Origin of the sequence: Mucilaginibacter sp. (assembly GCF_025362475.1) — a bacterium.
GTDB lineage: Bacteria > Bacteroidota > Bacteroidia > Sphingobacteriales > Sphingobacteriaceae > Mucilaginibacter.
Window position 1 is genome coordinate 1 of sequence record NZ_JANYGH010000011.1, and the last position, 16,291, is coordinate 16,291.

Genomic DNA, 16,291 nt, shown 5'->3' on the forward strand with positions numbered 1-16,291 from the left:
CTAAAGGCTAAAGGCTAAAGGCTAAAGGCTAAAGGCTAAAGGCTAAAGGCTAAAGGCTAAAGGCTAAAGGCTAAAGGCTAAAGGCTAAAGGCTAAAAAAAATAGCGATGGTAAAACCATCGCTATTTTTTTTAGTTAATTTCCAGAAAAGCTTTCCACTTTAAGCCTTAAGCTTTCTGCTTTTTACTCCGTAATATGATAAGTGTAGGCCAGCGTATGTTCCATTTTTGAGCGCACACGTTTTAGGCTTTGTTCAATATCTGCTCTTTCTTCATTTACCGTAACATCCATAAATGCTTTATGGTAGTAGGTTAAAGCATTTGTCCATTGCTTGTTTTTTTCATAGAATAAGCCAAGCAAATCGTAAATACCGGCGGTATCTACTCCGGGCGTATTAAGGGCTTTGACAGATACGGTGTTTACCAGTTTTTCCATATTTAAAAAAACAAGCAGATCAAGGTAGTCTGTATAATTATCAGGAAAAGATGGTTCAAGCTCCATACAGGTTTTAAAGTGATAGCCTGCGGTTTGGTAATCTTTAATTTCGTAATAATATATCATGCCCAGCTGGTGGTGTGCACGTGCGTATAAAGGATCATTGCTGATGATCTCGTTCAGTAACTTAAGTCCTTTGGTAGTTTTTCCATAGGAGAGCTTATCCACGGCCTGCAAATACTTTTCCTCTATAGTATAATAAGTGTCCATAAATTTGTTATGTGATAAAATGCCTGCTTAACGCAAACTAATTGAATAAATAATGATGTAATAAATTCTGTCGGTGTAATTAAGTTATTTCGCTAAACCGGACTTGAGAAGAGTATTATTGATGCATAACCCTTCTGCTGTGCTCCCTTGGACCACATTGTTTTTTCGCAGAATGAATATTTTAACAGCATCATTTATTTTTTTACAAATTTACAATTAATGTTGGAGAATGCAAAATGTGAGGCTGATGATGACATTGCGGAGAACTTTGGCTAAAACCAAGTCACCAATTAATTTACAATTTTTATAGAGCCGTAGGCTCGAAAGATCTTATAGCAACGGATTTTAATCCGTTGGATTGTAAATGAATTAAAAAAGAGTGCCGTAGGCACGGCGCATTTTGTTTTTAATGGGCTACCTGCGTTTCTTGCATGCTAAATAACCTTTAGCATGCTTAACACATAGGCCGAACCAATGGTTCTTTTTATGCGCTGGTTCTTTTTCAGCGGATTGAAATCCGTTGTTACAATATTAGCCGTGGCTATGCCACTCTGCGGCAACCGTTTTAAACAAAGGATAATATCCAGGTCTTTAAGCCGCTATAGCCGCGTTAACCTTAGTACCTTCTATCAAAAAATTGTTTTTCAGTTCTCTTTCTGATACAATTACGCTAAAATCATTGTACTTAATGCCGTGTTCCAGCGGGTAAAGGGTATAGCCTCTTTTCAGGGCGTCATACGTTCCAAGCTCGAAAATTTCGTCTTGCTGTTTTCCTTTTATTTTGGCGCCGCTTACTAACTGGTAAGCGTCGGATATGGTTTCAAAATTATTGTTTTTCATGGTATTGATTCCATTACAATTATTTTGCCAATTTTTAACCAAACCAATTGAAAAGGTCATTTTGCTTTAGGGCAGCCTTTTGTTTTTGATTTAAATCATTGATGATCAAGCCCTCACCCATTTGTATTATTCTTGTGCCATAGTTATAGGCATCTTTTAAATTATGGGTGATGAGTATTGCAGTCAGTTTAAAATCGGCTATCAGTTTATCAGCCGTCCGCATCACCACCTCTGCAGATCGTGGATCAAGCGCGGCTGTGGGCTCATCCAATAGTAAAACTTTGCAGCTATCCATTACACTCATCAAAAGCGTTAATGCCTGGCGCTGCCCGCCCGAAAGTGTACCCATAGATTGCTCAATCTTATTCTCCAGCCCCATACCCAATGTGGCAATCTTGTCTTTTACCTCCTGCTTAAACTTATCATCAATACCTATGGAAAGTCCTTTAGGTTTTGTGCGGATAGCTGCCAGCCGGAAATTATCAAGAATACTCAGATCAGATGCCGTGCCGCTCATTGGATTTTGGAAAACACGCGCTATCCATTGGCTGCGCTTATAATCGGCAAGTTTGGTTACATCATTATCATCAATACTGATAGTCCCTTTATCCGGTATCACGCTGCCTGCTACCAGGTTCAATAATGTAGTTTTACCTGAGCCGTTTGAGCCTACGATCACCAAAAATTCCTCATTTTTAATATCCAGGCTGATGCCATTTACAGCGTTCACCTGGTTAGCCTTACCCCTGTTAAAAACTTTATGAACATCATTAATAACTATCATGAGGCTTTATTGAATGATAAGCGGGGTAAACTAACTATGAGCAATACAAAAGCGGCAGTAACCAATTTTAGCAGGTTAGGGTCAACGCCGATGGCTAATGTAAGGGCAAGTACCAGTTGAAATATTACCGCGCCGGTAAGCACCAAAATTAAACTGAGCCACACCTTAGTAATTCGAAACCAGTTGATGAGCGTTTCGGCTATGATGACCGAGCCCAATCCTACAATCACAATCCCGATCCCCATGCTGATATCGGCAAAACCCTGAAACTGTACTATCAAATATCCGCTCAATGCAGTAAGCGCGTTGGCCAGCGCAAGCCCGGTGATCTTCATCCTATCGGTATTTACGCCCAGGGCACGAATCATGGATTCGCTGTTGCCCGTAGCCCTCATGGCTATACCAAAATCTGTTTTGAGCAGGTAACCGATTAAAAAAGTGACCACCACTACAAAAATTGAAATAATGATCAATGTATTCTGATTAGGATCAGCTATCAGGTGCAGGTTGTTAAACAATGAGGGCAGGTTGCTCACCGGTAAATTTGATCGCCCTAAAACAATCAGGTTAACAGAGTAAAGCCCCGTCATGACCAGGATACCAGCCAGGAGGGCATTTATTTTAAGCTTGGTATGGATTAATCCGGTTAACGCGCCTGCCAATGCACCCGCAATAATAACCACAGGTAAAATAACCCAGGTAGATTGATGGTGAGTGAGCATAATACCGGTAACCGCGCCACCCAGTGTATAACTTCCGTCTGTTGTAATATCAGGAATGTTAAATATCTTCATAGAGATATAAATACCCAGCGCAATGGCCGAATAACATAGTCCCTGCAATAAGGCGGTAAGGTAAAAATCCATTTATTTAACAGCCTCGAAATTTGATGGGATAGTAATATTGTACTTTTTGGCAGCGGCAGCGTTATAAACCCTCTTCCTAACTTTTACCATCTCCCACTTTAAACCATTCGTTTTATGCGTTTTTAAATATTGGGCCGCCTGCTCACCTGCCTGGTATCCCCATTGGTAAATATCCGCGCCAAAAGCGGCAACTGCGCCACGCTGCACCAAACCGGCTTCGCTGGTAAATATGGGTACATTTTTTTCATTGCAGCTTTTCAATATCGTCTCGAACGAGGCAAATACGGTATTATCCGGGTTAGCAAAAAATGCATCTATATTTTTACTTAACAGGCTTTGTGTAACCAGCTGTGCATCGGCAGATGTATTTACAGGAAGGGCAACAATGGTAACATTCTGACTGGCAGCCAGTGATTTGATACGGTCAACGGCATCTGCCGATTGCGGCTCCGCCTGGTTATAAATCATCCCGACCACAAGCTTTGCGCCTTTTGGTTTTATTAATTTAGGGATGATAGAAAACGAAGTATCAATATAGTTCAACTCTTCCAATGCGCCAAACAGGTTAGCCGGGGCTTTGCCACTGGCATCAAGTACCTTCATCCGCTCTGGCACGGGCGATACCATGGCAAAATCGGGAATGGTTTTAGTATTTTGCAAAGCAGTTACTGTGGCCAGTGTAGTACAGGTGGCCAACAGATCAACCTTTTCTGATATAAAATAATTTACAATTTGTGTCAGCGTAGGGATATTGCCCTGAGCGTTGCGGTATTCTATTTGTACCGTTTTCTTTTCTTCGCTAAATCCATTTTTTTTTAGGGCATCGATAAAACCTATACGGGCCTGGGATATGGTAGCATCTTCAAAAGCATCAACAAAACCAACCACGGGCACATCAACAGCCCGGGGCTTTGGCTTGCACGACACCATTAAAACCAATAAAAACGCAGCGGGGATATATTTGAAAAACTTCATTGCACTAAGTTATATATTTGAGGTGAAAGGTAAAAGTTTTCTTAAATCGTCATCGCCAGTAACAAAATTTTGCGAAATTATGAGGTGGAAATGACGTTACTGAATGGCAGCGAGTCGACTCACCCCGACATAGCTGCGCTTGTCACCCCTCTCTCCGCTTCGCGCATAGAGGGGCTTGAAAATTTTTCCGACCCTCTTTCCACCGCAGGTGAAGAGAGGGTCGGCCAGCGGAGCGTAGCCGGGGTGAGTCGATTGCCAGCGTTCAAAGCTGACGTTTGTCTAAAAGGAAACACATGATAACGTATTGAGAGGAGCTTGAGATAAATTATATTTTAACTTGCTCCTCCAGCTCCTCCAGCAAACCCACCTGCCCGGGATTGATCTTAATCAAGGCTTGCTCAATGCTAAACCACTCTCCCCTATCCACTTCCGGGAATTGCTGAATCTTACCAGATTTTGGCGGCCATTCCATTTCAAAAAAATTGCTTTTGATGTTATGATGGTCAATATCGCCCTCAATGGCCCACGCCTGTACTATTTTGCCGCTTTTTTGCTTAATGGGATTGAGTTTTATAAACCGCCCATCAATATACCTGCCTGTTTCTTCATAAAATTCACGTTTCGCGGCATCCAGCGGGTCTTCCTCATCCTCATATTCGCCCTTAGGGATAGACCACGCGCCATCATCCTTGTTTTTCCAAAAGGGGCCACCGGGATGTACCAGGAAAACCTGCATCATATTGTTTAGTTTTCGGTATAGGAGTATTCCGGCACTCTGTTTGGGCATAATTTTAATTTTGAAACACAACAAATAAACTTATAACAGCCTTTCAGCTTTTTGCACTAAGCTTTTAGCTTTTTATATACAAGCGTAAAGTAATATTGTTATTTTTATATCGAAACCCAATCACTAAAATAATTCAAATCATGGCAGACGAAAGATGGAGTAAATTTAAAGTTACTGCGGATTTTGATACAGATGTACGCAGTATTTACGAGGCCTGGGCAACTCCTGCAGGTCTTGAGAAATGGTTTTTGCGTAAGGCAGACTTTTACGCTATTGCCGGCCGCCTGCGCGATCCCGAAGAATTTATAAAAAAAGAAGATACCTATTCCTGGTACTGGCATGGCTATGATGATACCACGGTTGAGAATGGCCAGGTGTTGGAGAATAACGGCAGCGATTTGCTTAAATTCACCTTTTCGGGAGGAAGCATAGTTACGGTAGATATCCAGAATAAATATGGATTAACAGTTGTGGAACTAACGCAGGAAAATATTCCAGAAGAAAGCGATCCATCCAAAAACTTATACGTACAATGCCAGGTGGGCTGGACGTTTTATCTCACTAATCTTAAATCGGTTATCGAGAATGGTAATGATCTTCGCAATAAACGCACAGACCTGGCCAGTAATTTCAAATAAATTCATTTTTGGCTGACATATTAAACCCACAATATTTTTAGCTTTGAAGCTAATCAAACGTCCCCCCTTTAGGGGACCGGAGGGGTTTATGTTTACAGGCATTATAGAAACTTTAGGGAAAGTAACCGATCTAACACAAGATCAGGGAAATTTACATATCACGGTTGAATCGGCAATTGCACATGAATTGAAGATTGATCAGTCGGTTGCGCACAATGGGGTTTGCCTCACAGTGATAGCCCTGGGCGATGGCTTTCATGTGGTTACAGCTATTGACGAAACCCTGAGCAAAACAAACCTGGCACACCTAAAAACCGGCGAACCTGTAAACCTGGAACGCTGCATGCAAATGAACGCCCGGCTTGATGGCCATATTGTACAAGGTCACGTAGACCAAACCGCTGTGTGCACTGCATTTAATGTGCACGATGGCAGCTGGGAATATACCTTTGAATATGATGCAGCCAGCGGCAACGTTACTGTTGAAAAAGGATCTATCTGCGTAAACGGCATCAGCCTAACTGTAGTAAACTCTAAAGCCAACAGTTTTTCGGTAGCCATTATACCTTATACTTTTGAGCATACCAACCTGCATAATGTGCGCGAAGGATCTACAGTTAACCTGGAGTTTGATATTATTGGCAAATACGTAGCCCGCTTAATGAACCACTAACGCGAAAGCTCATTAACCCTTGCCTGCGCGTAAGCCACATATTTTTGTTGCTTAGCCGTAATTTTGCTGCCCGCGAACTTTCTGTAATACTTTATCGCGAGTTTTTTGTTTTTAAGCGATCCATCATACATGGTTGCCATGAGGTAGTAAATGATAGGTTTCTCCTCAAACTGCAAGGCTTTTTGGTAAGCAGAGATAGCTGCTTTGTATCGCAACTTTATATCATAACTATCGGCCATTTCTGCATAATAATCACTGATGTTGGGCGAGATACCTGCTTCGATGGCTTTAGCCAGGTTTTCAATGGCCGATGATTGATCTTTTAAAGCTTTGTAGGCCAATGCAGCAATATAATAACTGGTTTCTGATTGATTAACCTGCGGTATGTTTGCAAAAGTTTCCGCACTGCAGGCATATTCTTTTAAATTATAATAGGCAGATTCCAGTTTGGTTAGCACATAGCCCGATTGAGCACCTAACGCGATCAGCTTTAAACACGTGGCCTTTTCTTCGGCATACTTATTTTCGGCAGAGGTTAGTTTAAGCAAGCTTTGCAGCAATACAATATTATCAGGATCCTGGGTTATTGCCGCGTTCAGCACCTTATCGGCCAGATCTATCTTTTTTAAACTTACATACACATCGCTCAGGTCTGATGCTACGTCGGCTTCGGCGGGGTTTATCCTGTTTGCTTTTTCAAGGTAATTCACCATCGCTATAAAGTCGCTTTTGTCCATGGCAATTTTGCCCAATTGCTTAAACACTAAAAAGTTGGTGGTATCCTTCTGGCTCAAAATTTTATAATACATTTCGGCCTTTACATTATTCCCCCTGCGCAGGTTTATAGCGCCCAGGCTATACAACACCGCATTGTTTGTGGAATCAATGTTATACATGCGTTGATAATAGCCTTCCGCATCGGGCAGCTTACCCGCCATTTGCGACGTATAAGCCAGCTTGCTCAAAACCTTTACATCGGTTACCGGCTCGGGATAGGTTTTTTTGAGCAAATCGGCAGCTTCGGCAAAGCGCTGGTTTTGGTAATAATCCAGCAGTAAAGCATCATTTGCAGCAGGCAATTGCTGGCCAATAGCTGTTTTAAATAAGCAGATCAAAAAAGAGAGGATTAATATATTTCTCATATCAACTAATGCATTAGTTATTTTAAACTAAATTATTAGTTATAGATGAAACATCCAAATGGTAAACAATTTTTATTATTTGGAGTTAACTATATATAATTAGAATTAAAAACACAACACTATGGATAAGTTAAAGAAATTCGGACTGATGGAAAAAATTGTCCATGAATTAGAGGATTTGAAGAATAGCCAGCAGGCCATTATCACCAAGCTTGCCAAAATTGAAGTTGACAATATAGAGTTAGGCGATAAGAGACTGGAGAGAGACCTGCCCGACATGCATCAACGTGTAGCCGATAACCTGGACACTATTGCAAGCATCCTGCAAGATTTTGCCACCCAAACAGACACCTTTAGCGATAAGAACAATATCGCGGCATTAAAGGAACAGGACGCTATCGACAAATTGTAAAAAAAGTAAATCCCCGGAAACGGGGATTTACTTTTTTGCGGATTTTTCGGCTTCTTTCTGTCTGTTATGATTGTATTTCCTTATTGCTTTAAAATATTTTTTTTGTTGAATATCTTTTAAAGCATCAATATCATCACCTACAATCTCCTTTAAATTTTCTTCATTATATTTAACGATGGGGCCATCATCATGTAGTTGGATTCCAACAACCAGACTCTGATTATAGTATTCCTCACTTAAACATGAATAAACATTAATATCGCCCGATATTACCTTGAACATCCAACAAGAGTCTTTAGCAATACCTTTCCAAATTTTTTCCACAGTATTACTTTTAAAAGCAAATCTGGGATCAGGAACTAAAGCAAAGCCAATACGTTCAATGCCAAGAGTTTGATCAGGATAGATTTTTTGATTTCTGTTCGAATCACTTCTTGGCAGATTTTTATCTACATAAAGCAAGTAAGTTTTATGGGTAGCTTCGTCGGTTAAAATCCGTGAATCTATCTCCTTCCGGCTACCATCTGCCATGGTTGCAAAAAACTTATGTTTGAAGTTAAAATCACCCCTATTGAGCATCATCATCATGCTCATCCTGTTCATCATGTTAATGCTCATCTGTATGCTCTGATTACTTACCATTGCATTTATTGCTGCCATATTCTGGGCCAACGATATTTTCCCGGCCAAAACAATTAAAAGGACTAAAATATATTTAAAAACAGGTTTCATCGTGATTATTCAGGTATGCTAATATATGACTTGAAAAGCATATAAAGAATATACATTACATAAGCATTAAAACAAAATCGCGGTTCCCGTTAGCAAACCAGGTGTTTATTAATTGGCTGTATGGGGCTGGCCAACCCTTTATACGCGCAAAACGAATTTGGCGCAAGGCTTCTTCTTTATCCCTATAGCATTTGGCTAAATGAGAATTTACGGAATTTTAGAATTAACAGAATGACTAATTAAAGCCTCAATATTCTGTTACCCATATAGCTTTTTCAAAATCATCTCCTTTAGTTAGCACTTAGGAGACTCTCCTTACTGATATTGTATATATATCGGACTTGGCTTTAAAGCCAATACCTCTTTGGGTGTAAGCATCCTATGCGGAACATTCTTTATATCGTTTTTATAAAACAACTTAAATCCTGTAAACTGTACCGGTTCGCCGGCAACGAAGTATTTATAGGTACCTTTTTTCAACTCGGGGCCACCCCAGCCATCCATATCCATTATAAACTGTACATCGTTGCGTAGTTTAATATCCTGGTAATTGGTTACCATGCGTTTGGTAAAGCGGTGAACCACAAACATTTTGGGAGGCAGGTTATATTTTTTTACCAGCGAACTCAGATAGCCTGATACATAATTGATATCGTCGGCATCAAAGGTACCAATACGTTTGCCCGGCAAACTCCCCTCTTTCATAGAAAATTCAGGGTCGATGCCAAAATGGACATTGGGCATTTTCAAATATTTTTCCAATAATGGTAACTCTGTTTGTACTGTGCTAAACCCTACCTGGATGTCCAAAAAAACCAAAGCATTCATGCTCTTCGCCATGTCAATCACTTTATCTATCTGGCTAAAAGGCATCCTTAGGTTGTGCAATCCATTCCTGCCGGCATCGGCCTGGGCGGTTACACAAATGTAGTGCAGGGCGGGGATTACAGGGGTAAGCGTATCTGCTTGTTCCCAGTTTTTACATTCGGCTTTTAATTTGGCCATCATCACCTTGGGTTCAAACTCGCCCAGTATACCCATGTTTTTAGAATACATATTACCATAAAAGGCAACAATGCGGTTAAAAGGCAAAATAGCGCCAGGAAGCGGTACCGGCGATTTTTTAACCGGCCATTTACCGGTTTTATCACCATTGGCCAAATTCTTCATCAATGAATCATACCGCATGGTATCAATCATAGCTACACTTTTCAGCGTAGTATCTTTTTTACTTAGGCCGGTAGCATTATTAGCGTAAGCTTTATTTAATGAACCTGATAAAAAAACAGCCGTAACTGCCAAAAATGTAAATACCGCTGTAATCCTTCTCATCTATAAAATTAAGTACTGTATATTATTCAATACTCTTACCACGCATTGCCGTACTTATCGCCTGATCCATCAGTCGTTCGGCAAAGGGGCGGGTGTATTCATTTATTTCATCTATATTTTTCAGTATCAAATCCTTATCGCCTGTAGCAATAGCATCTTTTAATGATGCCAGGTGCTTATTGGTCTGTTCGGTTTCATCTGCTGATACATAGCTGCCGTTCTTTTGCAAAAACCGCTCCACGGTGTAAATCATCTGCTCGCCTTCGGTACGGGCTTCTATCAGCATGCGCTGACTTACATCGTCTTTAGCGTGGGTTATGCTATCCATCAGCATTTGTTCTACCTGCTCATCGGTAATACCATAGGTAGGTTTTACTTCCACTTCTTGCTTTACGCCAGAACGTAGTTCAATAGCCTGTATGGTTAATATACCGTCGGCATTCAGCAAAAAGTTAATATCAACCTTAGGGAAGCCGGCCGGCATGCTGGGGATACCTTTGAGGTTAAACTCAGCTAATTTACGGTTCTCTTTAATCAGGTCGCGTTCACCCTGGTAAACAGCTATTTTCATATTTACCTGGCCATCAATGGAGGTAGTATACTGCCTGCCGCCTTTAGTTGGCACTTTACTGTTACGTGGGATAATTACATCCATCAAGCCGCCCATGGTTTCGATACCCAAAGAAAGCGGGGTAACATCAAGCAGTAAAATATCTTTACGGTTACCGGCCAAAATATCAGCCTGGATGGCAGCGCCCAAGGCAACTACCTCATCTGGGTTAAGCTCATCATGCACCGGGCGACCGAAAAACTCTGCCACCATTTTCTTAACCAATGCTGTGCGGGTTGATCCGCCAACCATTACTACTTCATCAATCTCCTGTATGGTAAGCTTGGCATCCTTTAACGCGTTTTGGCAACTGGTAATGGTTTGCTGCACTTTAGGCATAATTAGCTGCTCAAAAGTATTCCTATCAAGCGTACACCATATCTCTCCTATCTTTTCGTTAAACAGGCTTTGGTGAGCAAAGGCTTTTTTGGCCTCTTCGGCTTTAAGACGCAGTTGCTGTGCCAGTTCGTTATTGGCAATTATTTCGGCTTTGTTAAGGTTATTCTTTTCTATCCAGTAATCAACTATGATCCTGTCGAAGTCATCACCGCCTAAAAAGGTATCTCCATTGGTTGCCAATACCTCAAATATGCCATTCTGGATCTGCAGGATGGAAACATCAAAGGTACCACCGCCCAAATCATAAACGGCTATGGTTTTGGTTTCTTCGGGATCAAGGCCTATGCCATAAGCTAAACTGGCGGCTGTAGGCTCGTTCACGATGCGTAAAACATCCAATCCGGCCAATTTACCGGCATCGCGGGTTGCCTGGCGTTGTGAATCGTTAAAATATGCAGGAACGGTTATCACCGCACGGTTCACCGGGGTTTTAATGGCGTGCTCGGCACGTGCCTTCAATTCTTTTAGTATCAGGGCCGATAACTCTATCGGTGTATAAAACTTATCGCCTACTTTTATCTTAACCAGGCTTTCGGTATCATCATCAATAACTTTGTACGAGAAAAAGTCTTTGTAATTTTCGATATCATGATAACTACGACCTAACAAGCGCTTTACAGAAAAAACGGTATTCTGCGGATCGGTAATTAGATAATCCTTGGCCTCGTTACCTACAAGCACATCACCCGTTGGGCCAAAATGCACCACTGAAGGCACCAGGACACCCCGGCCTAAATCGTTTATTACCTGCGGATTTTTATCAGGATTGATGAACGCCACCAACGAATTGGTGGTACCCAAATCAATACCTACAATAATATCTTCCTTTTGTATAGAACCTGTTGCCAGGTTGATAGAAACTTTAGCCATTACTTTTACTTAACAAACCGCAAATGTACTTAGTTTTGACTGATGCAGTGTCTTTTCAATCTCTAATTATTAAATTCAGGTAAAAGGGGCTATGATTGTCTCTTAATGATTTAGTCTGAACCGGGATTAAACGGATTTATCAGATGTGTTGGATTTTGATTTGCATCCTTTAAAAATCCAATAATCCAAAAAATCTGTTTAATCCAGGTCCAAACAATTACGCTACAACAGCTTCCACAACCTTTGCTTTCTTTTCAAAAACCAGCAGCGACAATAACAGCAAAAAGCCGATCACAAAAAAACCATCCAGCACCAATGCAGAATCGCGCATTTCGTGAGTTATAGCCTCCACAAAACCAAAGGTGAATAAGCCTACCACAATGGATAGTTTCTCGGTAACATCATAAAAACTGAAGTATGATGCGGTATCAGGGATATTTTGTGGAATATATTTGGAATAGGTTGACCTTGATAAGGATTGAACAGCCCCCATAACAATCCCTACAAATACTGCTGCCACATAAAATTGGTGGGCATTGGCAATAAAGTAAACTCCGGCGCATATTACACACCAAACAGCTACTATAACCGATAAGGTTTTTATGTTACCATATTTTTCGGATGCTTTTGCTGTAATAGCGGCGCCGATGATGGCCACTACCTGTATGATCAAAATAATAGTGATCAGGTCTTCATCGGGCATTTTAAGCTCTTTGGCAGCAAAATTGGCCGCCACCAGCATAATGGTTTGCACTCCTACGGAGTAAAAGAAAAATGCGGGTAAAAACCGTTTCAACAAAGGAAGTTGTTTCACCCGTTTAAAAACCTTGGCCAGCTCTTTAAACCCACCGGTAAATACATTGTACTCATGTGAACCTGCATTTGGCACACCTTTTGGCAGCAGGTAAAACGGAATCAGCGAGAAACCTATCCACCATAAGGCCACGATGAGAAATGATAACCGGGCCGAAAAATCTTCGGTTATACCTAACCATTTGTGCCCCAATACAAATACAAAACAAAGTATTTGCACTACAATACTACCTGCAAAGCCATATATAAAACCCTTGGCACTTACGGCATCCTGCCTATCAACGGTCGCTATCTGGGGCAGATAGGAGTTATAAAACACAAAGCCACCACAATAGCCAACAGAAGCCAAGCCGAAACAGATCATACCAAACTCAAAGGTTTCCATCTTAAAAAAGAACAAACCAAAACAAGCAAGTGTACCCAGCCAGGTAAAAAGCTGCATGTACAATTTTTTATGGCCTTTATAATCTGCAATAGATGTTAATATAGGCAGGAGCACTACAATAATGAGGTATGAGAGCCCGAGAATATAATTAGACAAAACCGTGTTCACATATTTATGCCCAAAGAAGGACACCATCCCACCCGGATTTTTATCCTGGGTAATACCCACATAGTAAGCCGGGAATATGGTAGATGTGATCACCATATTGTATGACTGGTTGGCCCAATCAAACATAGCCCAGGCCCAGATAGTTTTTTTATCGTTTTTTTCTTTCATTGTAAAGGTGAGTGGTTGATTAAGTGAGTGGTTGATTAGGTTGATTGAGTGAATAGTTGATATCGTTCTGAATCAGAATTTTCCGAATTAAAAAAATCGATATTGAATTAACATCTTAAAATTTTAAAATCGGATAATCTTTAAATTAACTCAACCACTCACCTAATCCAACCAATCAACTACTCACTCCTAAAATTACTTAATCCCGTAATGATCGTTCATTAGTTTCACGAATATGGGGCCGGGTAAAATGGCCTTAAGAGTAGGCACAATGGTTTGGCCTATAGCCCCTACCAGGTAACTATGCGCGGGTTTTGATTTGGCTACTATTTTGCAGATCTGCGCGGCCAGTTTATCCGGACTTGCACCTATGCTTTCGTCCTTTTCCATGGCAGCTACAGCAGCATCAAATTCTTTTTTAAGCTGATCATTTTTCAGGGTGAACGGAAGTTTTTCGCGATTGCCTGTAAAATCGGTTTTGAAATCGCCAGGGTTTACTACCGATACCTTAACGCCTGTATTTTGTAACTCCATGCGCAAACTTTCAGAGTATCCTTCAATAGCAAATTTTGATGCACTGTATAATCCCTGGTATGGCAAACCAAACAGGCCGGCCAATGAGCCGATGTTAATCACCAATCCTTGTTTTTTTTCTATCATGCCCGGTAAAACGGCGCTGCTTACCCGTACTACACCAAAAAAGTTAACCTCAAATTGTTTTTTTGCAGCATCAACAGGCATCGAGTACAGGGGCCCGGTGATACCATTACCTGCATTATTAACCAATACATCTATCTTGCCTTCGGCCTTAATAATTTTATCGATAGCCGCGTTTACAGATGCATCATCGGTAACATCCATTTGCAGTGGATTAAATGATACGCCGGATATGCGTTTAATATCTCGTGTTGTACCATAAACCGTATGCCCTTCGGCTGCCAAAGCTGTGGCTGTGGCCAAACCTAATCCGGATGATGCCCCTGTTACAAGAATTACTTTTTTCATTTTTTAAATAGTGATTGAATATTTTAAGTGTTGAATTATTCTATGCAGGGAATAATTTTATAAAACTATAAAATTATAACTGTTACCCGATAATGGATGTTAAATAAAAACAACGGAAACAAAACTACCCACCAAAATCAATAAATATATTTAAGACAATGTTATTTTCCTGTTTATTTTTCTGATTACTTGGTTATATTTGAATAAAATAGATAAAACGTTTTACCAAATCACCTTTTCATTATATGACAAAAATCAAGTACGCGCTCGTTGGTTTGTTTTTAGGCGGCATTTCCCTGGCATACGGCAAAAATGAGCCTTTGAAACAAATTCACCCACAACAAAACATGGCAGATACGGCCGGCATCCCGCCCCTTAAGTGGCAGGAACACTGGTTTGAACATAAACAACTATTAACACGGGTATTTTATGATGATAATGTAGCCGTATATTATGATGACGATGTAAACCGCAGCATTACCTGGCCTTTTAAAATAATGGCTGATGTATGGAAGTATACCAAAAAAACATACGGCAAGTTTGGCAGTGACGAGCGGCTATTTGTTATTTTTCATTCGGGCAAATATGGCGGCGGCCATCCGGCTTCTTATTTTGATGATAGCCATGATAACCGTAACGTGATAGATGTTGGCCTGGGCGATCTTAATGCCTGGATGGAACCTAACGGCAACAACATCCGGATTCCGGTACATGAAGTTGGGCACATTGTTGAAGGGGCATCAAAGGGCATCAAAAACTCTCCTTCTTTTCCGCTTTGGGGCGATAGTAAATGGATGGAAATTTATATTTATGATGTACTGAAAGCACTTGGTAGTAATGATGAGGCAGTGGCTATATACCAGCAGATGCAAACCGCTAAGGATAATTTTCCCCGCCCTGGTACGCAGTGGTTTAAAAACTGGTTCTACCCTATTTATAGTCAGCACGGCGGCAAGGCAGTTTTAAACCGGTATTTTGAACTACTGGCTGCCAACTTCCCCAAAAACGGCAAAGAATACAGCCGCGACCTTAACTATGGCGAGTTTATCCACTTTTGGAGCGGTGCAGCCGGGGTGAACCTTAAAGCACAGGCAACCATCGCCTTTGGATGGCCCGACGAATGGGAAAAAGAGTTTAAACAAGCGCAAAAGGATTTCCCTAATGTGAAGTATAAATAATACCCCTACTCTACACCTATGTTTAACAAAAACGCCTGAGATCTTTACAGAAATCAGGCGTTTTAATTTATGGCTGTAAATGCTTATTACATTTTATTCCTTGGATCTGCTTTTGTTTTATTTAGGCATGTATATTACATTTACCGCATCGCCGCAATAATAAGCAGTATCACGTTTCATGGTAAAATCTATTCCTCTATCATGTACGACCTCTAAGGTTTGACTATCTATCCATTGTGCAGAAATAACTTTTCCCTGAGCGCTATAATACAGAACAGAGCCTCCCCCTGTTCTCCATTGCATAATTGAGCTTGTTTGAATATATTTTCCATTAGAATATTCTTTATTGATTTCAAATGTTTTTAAGCCGTCTGGCGCAATAATATTAACAAGGCAAATGCATTTAAAATCAAACTTCTTCCTAACTCTTCTTTTTGGTTTATCTTTAATCTGAGTGATCTTTTTTAAAAAGCTATCGAGTACGACTTTTCTCTTACTAAGCAATCCAGCATCTGCACCTAACCTTTCCCAAACTTCCAGGTCCTGATCTTTAAGAATAATCTGTTTTACCCTACTTAAAATTTGACCGTCCTGAGTTTTTGTTTCCCATTGTGCTAATGCAAGCGCAAACAAAGCATTATTTTGAGTATCTGAGTCTTCAAATTCCCCATTAAACATTTCAATAACCTGCTTTGAAACATAATCTGGATATTGACCTTGATTATAAAGGTCATAGAAATTTGAGTAAACATCAAGAAATGTATCATTGCCGTTGATTGCAGTATTCCAGGTTCCCATTAATTTGATATA

General features: G+C 40.6%; 17 protein-coding genes. 4 read left to right on the forward strand and 13 right to left on the reverse strand.

Annotated elements, in window-relative coordinates; all coding sequences use genetic code 11:
• Positions 1 to 182: 182 nt before the first annotated feature.
• The 6 genes from Q0R88_RS04740 to Q0R88_RS04765 all read right to left on the reverse strand — a co-directional run bounded on the left by Q0R88_RS04740 (position 183) and on the right by Q0R88_RS04765 (position 4,956).
• Positions 183 to 704, reverse strand: coding sequence for a hypothetical protein (locus tag Q0R88_RS04740; protein WP_295712998.1), 522 nt, complete (start codon positions 702 to 704; stop codon positions 183 to 185).
• A 591-nt stretch (positions 705 to 1,295) separates the two neighbouring features.
• On the reverse strand, positions 1,296 to 1,544 hold the full coding sequence (locus tag Q0R88_RS04745) for a hypothetical protein (RefSeq protein ID WP_295713001.1): 249 nt from the start codon (positions 1,542 to 1,544) through the stop codon (positions 1,296 to 1,298).
• Between the two features lie 34 nt (positions 1,545 to 1,578).
• Complete coding sequence (locus Q0R88_RS04750) at positions 1,579 to 2,328, reverse strand: ATP-binding cassette domain-containing protein (RefSeq protein WP_295713004.1); 750 nt, start codon at positions 2,326 to 2,328, stop codon at positions 1,579 to 1,581.
• Positions 2,325 to 3,194, reverse strand: a complete 870-nt coding sequence (locus Q0R88_RS04755; protein ID WP_295713008.1) for an ABC transporter permease — start codon at positions 3,192 to 3,194, stop codon at positions 2,325 to 2,327. The genes Q0R88_RS04750 and Q0R88_RS04755 overlap by 4 nt, the downstream gene beginning before the upstream one ends.
• Positions 3,195 to 4,169 (reverse strand): ABC transporter substrate-binding protein, encoded by a 975-nt coding sequence (locus Q0R88_RS04760; protein WP_295713011.1) that lies wholly within the window; start codon positions 4,167 to 4,169, stop codon positions 3,195 to 3,197.
• 325 nt (positions 4,170 to 4,494) lie between these two features.
• Entirely contained in the window at positions 4,495 to 4,956 is a 462-nt protein-coding gene (locus Q0R88_RS04765) for an NUDIX domain-containing protein (protein WP_295713014.1), read from the reverse strand.
• 140 nt (positions 4,957 to 5,096) lie between these two features.
• On the opposite strand from Q0R88_RS04765, the gene Q0R88_RS04770 reads away from it, so the two are divergent.
• Together Q0R88_RS04770 and Q0R88_RS04775 are read left to right on the forward strand one after the other, a co-directional pair.
• Positions 5,097 to 5,594 (forward strand): SRPBCC domain-containing protein, encoded by a 498-nt coding sequence (locus Q0R88_RS04770; RefSeq protein WP_295713017.1) that lies wholly within the window; start codon positions 5,097 to 5,099, stop codon positions 5,592 to 5,594.
• Between the two features lie 88 nt (positions 5,595 to 5,682).
• Positions 5,683 to 6,267 carry a riboflavin synthase gene (locus Q0R88_RS04775; protein WP_295713140.1) on the forward strand — a complete coding sequence of 195 codons (585 nt, stop codon included), beginning with the start codon at positions 5,683 to 5,685 and terminating at the stop codon, positions 6,265 to 6,267.
• On the opposite strand, the gene Q0R88_RS04780 is transcribed toward Q0R88_RS04775, so the two are convergent.
• Entirely contained in the window at positions 6,264 to 7,409 is a 1,146-nt protein-coding gene (locus tag Q0R88_RS04780) for a hypothetical protein (protein ID WP_295713020.1), read from the reverse strand. The genes Q0R88_RS04775 and Q0R88_RS04780 overlap by 4 nt on opposite strands.
• Positions 7,410 to 7,530: 121 nt before the next feature.
• Here Q0R88_RS04780 and Q0R88_RS04785 point away from each other — a divergent pair, with 121 nt between their 5' ends.
• Positions 7,531 to 7,821, forward strand: coding sequence for a hypothetical protein (locus tag Q0R88_RS04785; protein ID WP_295713023.1), 291 nt, complete (start codon positions 7,531 to 7,533; stop codon positions 7,819 to 7,821).
• 27 nt (positions 7,822 to 7,848) lie between these two features.
• Here Q0R88_RS04785 and Q0R88_RS04790 read toward each other — a convergent pair whose 3' ends face one another.
• From Q0R88_RS04790 to Q0R88_RS04810, 5 genes are all read right to left on the reverse strand, one after another.
• On the reverse strand, positions 7,849 to 8,553 hold the full coding sequence (locus Q0R88_RS04790; RefSeq protein ID WP_295713025.1) for a hypothetical protein: 705 nt from the start codon (positions 8,551 to 8,553) through the stop codon (positions 7,849 to 7,851).
• A 315-nt stretch (positions 8,554 to 8,868) separates the two neighbouring features.
• Positions 8,869 to 9,885, reverse strand: coding sequence for a hypothetical protein (locus Q0R88_RS04795; protein WP_295713028.1), 1,017 nt, complete (start codon positions 9,883 to 9,885; stop codon positions 8,869 to 8,871).
• 22 nt (positions 9,886 to 9,907) lie between these two features.
• Positions 9,908 to 11,764 carry a Fe-S protein assembly chaperone HscA gene (gene hscA, locus Q0R88_RS04800; protein ID WP_295713031.1) on the reverse strand — a complete coding sequence of 619 codons (1,857 nt, stop codon included), beginning with the start codon at positions 11,762 to 11,764 and terminating at the stop codon, positions 9,908 to 9,910.
• Between the two features lie 217 nt (positions 11,765 to 11,981).
• Complete coding sequence (locus Q0R88_RS04805) at positions 11,982 to 13,298, reverse strand: MFS transporter (protein WP_295713034.1); 1,317 nt, start codon at positions 13,296 to 13,298, stop codon at positions 11,982 to 11,984.
• A 195-nt stretch (positions 13,299 to 13,493) separates the two neighbouring features.
• On the reverse strand, positions 13,494 to 14,303 hold the full coding sequence (locus Q0R88_RS04810) for an SDR family oxidoreductase (protein WP_295713037.1): 810 nt from the start codon (positions 14,301 to 14,303) through the stop codon (positions 13,494 to 13,496).
• A 245-nt stretch (positions 14,304 to 14,548) separates the two neighbouring features.
• On the opposite strand from Q0R88_RS04810, the gene Q0R88_RS04815 reads away from it, so the two are divergent.
• A complete protein-coding gene (locus tag Q0R88_RS04815; RefSeq protein ID WP_295713039.1) occupies positions 14,549 to 15,481 on the forward strand; it encodes a hypothetical protein in 933 nt (310 codons plus the stop codon).
• A gap of 117 nt (positions 15,482 to 15,598) precedes the next feature.
• Here Q0R88_RS04815 and Q0R88_RS04820 read toward each other — a convergent pair whose 3' ends face one another.
• Positions 15,599 to 16,279 (reverse strand): hypothetical protein, encoded by a 681-nt coding sequence (locus Q0R88_RS04820; protein WP_295713042.1) that lies wholly within the window; start codon positions 16,277 to 16,279, stop codon positions 15,599 to 15,601.
• Between the last annotated feature and the right edge of the window lie 12 nt (positions 16,280 to 16,291).

What these genes read in the sequence shown, in the direction of transcription:
- Q0R88_RS04745 (WP_295713001.1), bottom strand. Translation starts at nt 1,544, where the DNA reads ATGAAAAACAATAATTTTGAAACCATATCCGACGCTTACCAGTTAGTA.
- Q0R88_RS04770 (WP_295713017.1), top strand. Translation starts at nt 5,097, where the DNA reads ATGGCAGACGAAAGATGGAGTAAATTTAAAGTTACTGCGGATTTTGAT.
- Q0R88_RS04820 (WP_295713042.1), bottom strand. Translation starts at nt 16,279, where the DNA reads ATGGGAACCTGGAATACTGCAATCAACGGCAATGATACATTTCTTGAT.
- Q0R88_RS04785 (WP_295713023.1), top strand. Translation starts at nt 7,531, where the DNA reads ATGGATAAGTTAAAGAAATTCGGACTGATGGAAAAAATTGTCCATGAA.
- Q0R88_RS04775 (WP_295713140.1), top strand. Translation starts at nt 5,683, where the DNA reads ATGTTTACAGGCATTATAGAAACTTTAGGGAAAGTAACCGATCTAACA.
- Q0R88_RS04810 (WP_295713037.1), bottom strand. Translation starts at nt 14,303, where the DNA reads ATGAAAAAAGTAATTCTTGTAACAGGGGCATCATCCGGATTAGGTTTG.
- hscA (WP_295713031.1), bottom strand. Translation starts at nt 11,764, where the DNA reads ATGGCTAAAGTTTCTATCAACCTGGCAACAGGTTCTATACAAAAGGAA.
- Q0R88_RS04795 (WP_295713028.1), bottom strand. Translation starts at nt 9,885, where the DNA reads ATGAGAAGGATTACAGCGGTATTTACATTTTTGGCAGTTACGGCTGTT.
- Q0R88_RS04750 (WP_295713004.1), bottom strand. Translation starts at nt 2,328, where the DNA reads ATGATAGTTATTAATGATGTTCATAAAGTTTTTAACAGGGGTAAGGCT.
- Q0R88_RS04755 (WP_295713008.1), bottom strand. Translation starts at nt 3,194, where the DNA reads ATGGATTTTTACCTTACCGCCTTATTGCAGGGACTATGTTATTCGGCC.
- Q0R88_RS04790 (WP_295713025.1), bottom strand. Translation starts at nt 8,553, where the DNA reads ATGAAACCTGTTTTTAAATATATTTTAGTCCTTTTAATTGTTTTGGCC.
- Q0R88_RS04815 (WP_295713039.1), top strand. Translation starts at nt 14,549, where the DNA reads ATGACAAAAATCAAGTACGCGCTCGTTGGTTTGTTTTTAGGCGGCATT.
- Q0R88_RS04765 (WP_295713014.1), bottom strand. Translation starts at nt 4,956, where the DNA reads ATGCCCAAACAGAGTGCCGGAATACTCCTATACCGAAAACTAAACAAT.
- Q0R88_RS04760 (WP_295713011.1), bottom strand. Translation starts at nt 4,169, where the DNA reads ATGAAGTTTTTCAAATATATCCCCGCTGCGTTTTTATTGGTTTTAATG.
- Q0R88_RS04740 (WP_295712998.1), bottom strand. Translation starts at nt 704, where the DNA reads ATGGACACTTATTATACTATAGAGGAAAAGTATTTGCAGGCCGTGGAT.
- Q0R88_RS04805 (WP_295713034.1), bottom strand. Translation starts at nt 13,298, where the DNA reads ATGAAAGAAAAAAACGATAAAAAAACTATCTGGGCCTGGGCTATGTTT.
- Q0R88_RS04780 (WP_295713020.1), bottom strand. Translation starts at nt 7,409, where the DNA reads ATGAGAAATATATTAATCCTCTCTTTTTTGATCTGCTTATTTAAAACA.